This window comes from Thalassococcus sp. BH17M4-6 (genome assembly GCF_049323015.1).
GTDB lineage: Bacteria > Pseudomonadota > Alphaproteobacteria > Rhodobacterales > Rhodobacteraceae > Puniceibacterium.
In genome coordinates this window covers 1-5,721 of sequence record NZ_JBMPGU010000033.1, presented here as the reverse complement: position 1 = coordinate 5,721, position 5,721 = coordinate 1, and the positions used below count along the sequence as shown (strand labels likewise).

Below are 5,721 nucleotides of genomic sequence, written 5' to 3'. Positions count from 1 at the left end.
TGGTCCTCCCCCACTGAAGTGGTCCTCCGCTATGTTTAGGAAAACGGAGGAAACACATGGCCAACAAGCGACCAAAGCCCGAGGAGATTGTCACGAAATTACGGCAAGTTGAGGTTCTGACGGGGCAAGGTCTGCCGCGACTGGATGCGATCCGGCAGATTGGCGTGACTGAACAGACCTACTACCGGTGGAAGAAGAAGTACGGTGGAATGGGCACAGACCAGTTGAAGGAATTGAAGCGGCTTCAGAAAGAGAACGAGCGGCTGCGCAAAGCTGTTTCCGATCTGACGTTGGACAAGCTGATCCTTGCAGAGGCCGCAAAGGGAAACTTCTAAGCCCCGCTCGTCGCCGTGCTTGCATTGATCGCGTTCGTGCCGAGCTGAATGTCTCGGAACGCCGCGCCTGCCGGGTACTGCGACAGCACCGATCCACACAGCGCAGGGTGCCAGTTGGCCGCCGGGATGAAGAACGATTGGTGGCCGACATGATCGAACTGACCCGGCAGTATGGCCGATACGGCTATCGTCGGATCGCTGCGCTGCTGAGAGACGCTGGCTGGCATGTGAACGATAAGCGGGTCGAAAGGCTGTGGCGACGAGAGGGGCTGAAAGTGCCAATGAAACAACCGAAGAAAGGGAGGCTCTGGCTCAATGACGGATCGTGTGTCCGGCTTCGGCCGGAACGGCGCGATCATGTCTGGAGCTATGACTTCGTGCATTGCCGCACCGAAGATGGAAAGGCGTTCCGCACGCTCAACATCATCGATGAATACAGCCGAGAATGTTTGGCCATCCGTGTGGATCGCAAGCTGAACTCGGGCAAGGTCATCGACACCTTGAGCGACCTGTTCATCCTGCGCGGCATCCCGTCGTTCATTCGGTCTGACAATGGCCCGGAGTTCGTTGCTCAGGCCGTGCGGGACTGGATCGAGGCTGTCGGAGCAAAGACCGCTTACATCGAACCCGGGTCGCCTTGGGAGAACGGATATTGTGAAGGCTTCAATGCCCGGTTCCGGGATGAGTTCTTGAACGGCGAAATCTTCTACAGCCTACGCGAGGCGCAAATATTGATCGAAGAATGGAGGAAGCACTACAACACGAAACGCCCACATAGTGCTCTGGGCTACCGCCCGCCAGCGCCAGAAGCCATCGTTCAGATGGACCAAAGGCCAGTCATGCACTAACAATCAGATCGGACCACTCAACTGGGGCTGATCAGGACCGTTTGGTTATATTGGCACATATCATGGATTGCCACTCGCTCAAACCAATCGGCGCTCACGTGCCCAAGAACAACAAGGCATCGCCCCTAGTCGACGCGTTTGAGCAAATGATAGTCGCCCGGTTCGGGCCCATGTCCGTGTCCACGCCGATCTATTTCTGCGCAGCGACAACGGGCACGCCGTGACCGACCGGAATTACACAAAGAACGCGTACGGCTATGGTCTGCGCCAAGAATACAGCAATCCACGGTGTCCACAGCAGAACAACCTGATGGAGTGCCTGATCCATTCGCGAAAGGAGCAGCGCGTGCATCGCCAGCCCTTCAAGCGGCCCGCCCATGCAAACCAAGCCAACGCAGACTGGATTGATTTCTACAACAGCCTTCGGCCGCGTCAAGCGATCGGCATAAGGAAACCCGTAGCCACATTCGAGTTAGCGGACTAACATGAGCGAACCTCGCTGGATTCACACATTTTAGGATGTTGGGTGCATGCAAGTAGAAACAAGTCTGATCATAAGAGAAACGCGTGCTTCAAGGACCGAATTGTTTGATAGGAGCAGAAAACGCGTTGTGGTATCGCGATGAGCACAAATTCTTCACTGCAGTCTTATGTATTCTCCGGTTTGGACGGAACCTTGTTGGTAAAACGAGCTATACCCAGTGACAGCATTAGTGTGTGTTCCACCGCAATGCTCAACGTTAGAGGCGGTCAGTCAATTAAGGTGCCAGGTACTGGAGCACTTGCGCACCATCCCAACGCCCACTTGTCACCTACTAGCGAACCATATCGGCACTGGAGAAACGATAGCTCTGTATTTTTTTGCGATGTTGTCACAAGCCAGGAATCAGATCATCCGATTTGCTTGCGCAAAAAGCTTAGATGTCTTGAAAAAATGCTCCAATCCAGGGGGGTTACAGTAAGGTTCGGCATAGAAATTGAGTTTACTGCGGCACCCAAGATTTCTCACGGACCCGCACTTCATGCGCCACAATTAATGTCTGATTTAGGCATGCACCGGAGTTCCTCCTTTTTGGCCGAGGAAGCCCTTGATCGAATTTTGAAAAAAGGTGAGTACGTTGGCATTAAATGGTACTCGGCCGGCCGAGAGTTTTTTCCTAACCAGTTTGAAGTAAGTTTGGGGCCGATGACAGCGACCGAGCTTGCTGAGCAATTTCTGTTGGCCAAGGAAGTGATCACAAGTGAGTTTTCTAGGGTTGGATGGTCCACAAGTTTCATGCCCCTGCCGAACAACGGTAGTGTTGGAAATGGTTGTCACATCAATGTAAGCTTGGAGAAGAATCATGCCTCTACGATCAAGGCCGGAGGAGTTGCGTCATCGCTTGCAAGTGACATCAAACGTTACACCGGGTTTTTCAATCCGTCAGTAAATAGCTTCAGAAGGCTGGATCTCGACGACTTTCGTGGCATGCAGGATCTAGGCGACCATCGTCACTGTATGATACGAGTCCTGGAGAAAGATAATGCTAGGCTAGAACTCAGAACACCTGACGCAATGATGAATGTGTACGCGGCACTTCTTGCAGTCCTATTCTCGGTAAACCGTGCGATTTTTGAAGTAAATGACGCTGACGAGGAGTCGTTTTTGTTTCCGGACAACCTTACCACATGCATCACCCGCCTGAAAAAACTCACGAAGTTTAAATCCTGTTTGGGAGACGTTTTCTACGACGCATTTGTTGACATGCTAGAGCACCAAGACAAGTTTTATAAGAAGACTGTATCACCAGTAGACTTCCTGTTGCTCGAACCACGGAACATTCTCACTGAGAATCAATAGGAGAACACTTAAGATGGCCAACATCGACTCGACATCACGTGCCGTAGCGCTGATAAAAAACAGTATGTTTTTTACTCTAGCGACTAGTGACGGCAAGAAACCATGGTCCATTCCACTTGCATTTAATGTTGGTCGTGAATCGACCCTTGTTTTTTACTCTGCAGTGGAGTCATTGCATAGCAAGCACTTGGAGCTTTGCCCTGATGTGGCCGCCTCAATCTTTACGGGTCCTCCTTCAGTGGACGGATTACAGATGTCAGGTTCTTGCACGGTAGTACCTGACGCAAAAGTCGCTGAAGTAGCAGACCATTACTTCACAAGCTTATTTTCAGGAGATGATCTTGCTTGGTGGCAACGTCCTGCTAACGAGTTTATGACAGGAGCGCTCTGGCGATTTTACGAAGTCGACATTACGTCCGCTTATGTAATTGAGCAAGATCAGTTTTCAGAAACACGGCTAGATCGCCGGATTACCGTCAATATCGATGAACTTAAAGAGTTAATTCGGCCTGCATAAAACATAGAGACTTTGTTCGGACTGATAAGCAGACCATGAAAGTGATCGGCGCTACCTGCACCACACCACTACCCACTTGGTCGCGGCTTTGGCAGCGTCCGGAAAAAGCGCGCGACAATCCGACCTCATAGAGACTTTACCATGCGCAGAGCCGCATTCATGAAGTCTTCTGAGTAGCGTTTGTTCTCTCTTGCGGTGCGCAGCTGATCGTCAGTATTTGCTTTCAATGAAATAACCTCTGAAGAACCAGCCGTCATCCAAGTGTCAAGTATCTCAGGTGTTGCATCGGGGTGAAACTGTACTGCCAGAGACTTATCGTAGACAAATGCATCGCAAGCCGATCCACGCGCCGCAAGAACAGAGGCTTCGACGGGGCACTCAAATGCGTAGTGATGCCAAAAAAATTGCGGACCAGAGGGCAACCGATTATCGCCGAATTCGACAGTTCGGAAACCGAAGCCGGTCTCCGAAAGCTCAAATACTTTAGCTGAAAGACATTGTGCAAGCAGCTGCGCACCGTAACACACTGCAAAGAGGGGAACTTCCCGTTTTAGAAGCTCTTCGATAAACCTGAGTTCTTTGACCCTAAGGTTGCTGCTCGGATCAAGTGGATTCTCAACAGACCCCAGTAAGATCACACCATTGACTCTCTCGTCCAAGTTCCAGTCGAAGACACTTCGAGATTCAAGGCGCCATGCATTTCGTCCATTTGTCAGAGCGTGGCCAACGTATCCAGGATCAAGGTAGTCCGGTTGGTTCAAAACCAGTGTATAAGTCTCCTGATTTCCTTCTATTTTCATTAGGTCCTCATCTGTTTATATGATGCGCATCTGCAAAATCAGCATACATTCAACTACTATGGACTACGTCAAGACAAGCGAAAGTTGAACTCGCAACAATTTGGTTGGCTGAGCTGGCCCCAGTTTTAGGGCTGTCTGCTCACGGTGCACCATAAGCTCCGACGAAGCCGGTATCAGTCCGCGCGCCGAACTGCGTGCTAAGAAGTGCGACATCACGCGATTGAAACATGAACACAGACTGCACATAGCACGCCGTAAAGGCTTGAAATCGATATTAAATCGGCTCAATCCATCATAGGGGCCGTAGACAATCTAGCGTGTTGATTTATTTGCATTTTTTGTGTATCTTCAAACTGTTGGCGGCGGATGCTGCTACGCTGGAATACGCCCCAATATCCCCGAATTTGCCCCTCTACGACGACTCATTGCACACATGAGCCGCACACGAAAATGGCCTCTATCTACCCGCGCTCCCCTCCGGTGCCTACCGGGTCCAGATCAGACGAAAGGGCCGCTACGCGAGCGAGACGGCCCGAAGCCGCGACGACGCCCATCGTTGGGCCCGCCATGCGGAGACCCGGGTCGATCAGGGGCTGGCGCCTACAAGCACGTCCGTTTCCCGCCTCCAGACCTTTGGCGACCTCATCGACCTTCATATAGCCGATATGTGCGAGGTAGGGAAACCGCCCCGGCGAAGCAAGGCGGCAACGCTCACGACGCTCAAGCGCGGTGAAGCTACCCAAAGCCCTCCGACGCTGATGAAGCTCATAGGTGACATTTGGAGGGTCGGTTCTACTGAAACGTTCCTCTCTTGGTCACTTCTGTAAGGGGTTCGTCATACTTTCTATAGGTAATGAATAAGCCATCGTGGTCTATGCGAAAATCGATGGCATTGCAGCCCTCACGGCGCATAGATTCCGGCGACAACAGAAAGCTTCGCGCGAAGTCGAAGGGCACGAAAATCCTCGGCGATCGCGGGATTTCGCCTTCAGTTTGCGTATCGCAAAATATTTTAACCTCGAAGGTATTCCTGAGAAAAGAGCCGAGATCCACCAATCTAGCTTTTTTATCACTGGCGGACGGGTAGAAAATCATTGAGCTACTGAGCGCCCCCAATTCTGAAAAATCCGTAACTCCAGCATCAATCAGAATATTCTCCACCGTTTCTCTCGGCTCAAACTGGACCTGTCACGGAATTGTTCCGCTCCTTTGACTTGGTATTTTGCCACAAAGGAGAGACATCATGGCATCGAACCCCCCCCCGGAATTCCGCGCAGAAGCAGTGCGGGTAGCGTTAACCAGCGGGCTGCCGCGAAAGCAGGTTGCTGCAGATTTTGGCGTTGGCTTCTCGACACTGAGCCGTTGGATCCAGCAGGATCGG

General features: G+C 51.6%; 7 protein-coding genes. 5 read left to right on the top strand and 2 right to left on the bottom strand.

What is annotated here, in order from left to right; genetic code table 11:
* Window positions 1-56: 56 nt before the first annotated feature.
* The 4 genes from ACOXXX_RS21610 to ACOXXX_RS21595 all read left to right on the top strand — a co-directional run bounded on the left by ACOXXX_RS21610 (window position 57) and on the right by ACOXXX_RS21595 (window position 3,540).
* Window positions 57-1,183 (top strand): IS3 family transposase gene (locus tag ACOXXX_RS21610; RefSeq protein WP_422824954.1). Its coding sequence is split into 2 segments (ribosomal slippage): window positions 57-321 and window positions 321-1,183, totalling 1,128 coding nucleotides; the frame shifts between segments, so codons are not numbered across the junction.
* A 220-nt stretch (window positions 1,184-1,403) separates the two neighbouring features.
* A complete protein-coding gene (locus tag ACOXXX_RS21605) occupies window positions 1,404-1,667 on the top strand; it encodes an integrase core domain-containing protein (protein WP_422828702.1) in 264 nt (87 codons plus the stop codon).
* Between the two features lie 138 nt (window positions 1,668-1,805).
* On the top strand, window positions 1,806-3,023 hold the full coding sequence (locus ACOXXX_RS21600) for a hypothetical protein (RefSeq protein WP_422828701.1): 1,218 nt from the start codon (window positions 1,806-1,808) through the stop codon (window positions 3,021-3,023).
* A gap of 13 nt (window positions 3,024-3,036) precedes the next feature.
* A complete protein-coding gene (locus ACOXXX_RS21595; protein WP_422828700.1) occupies window positions 3,037-3,540 on the top strand; it encodes a pyridoxamine 5'-phosphate oxidase family protein in 504 nt (167 codons plus the stop codon).
* Between the two features lie 125 nt (window positions 3,541-3,665).
* On the opposite strand, the gene ACOXXX_RS21590 is transcribed toward ACOXXX_RS21595, so the two are convergent.
* Complete coding sequence (locus ACOXXX_RS21590; protein WP_422828699.1) at window positions 3,666-4,340, bottom strand: type 1 glutamine amidotransferase; 675 nt, start codon at window positions 4,338-4,340, stop codon at window positions 3,666-3,668.
* Between the two features lie 792 nt (window positions 4,341-5,132).
* Window positions 5,133-5,501, bottom strand: coding sequence for a hypothetical protein (locus ACOXXX_RS21585; protein WP_422828698.1), 369 nt, complete (start codon window positions 5,499-5,501; stop codon window positions 5,133-5,135).
* Between the two features lie 82 nt (window positions 5,502-5,583).
* Here ACOXXX_RS21585 and ACOXXX_RS21580 point away from each other — a divergent pair.
* On the top strand, window positions 5,584-5,721 hold a 138-nt coding region (locus ACOXXX_RS21580), incomplete at its 3' end, for a transposase (RefSeq protein ID WP_422828703.1).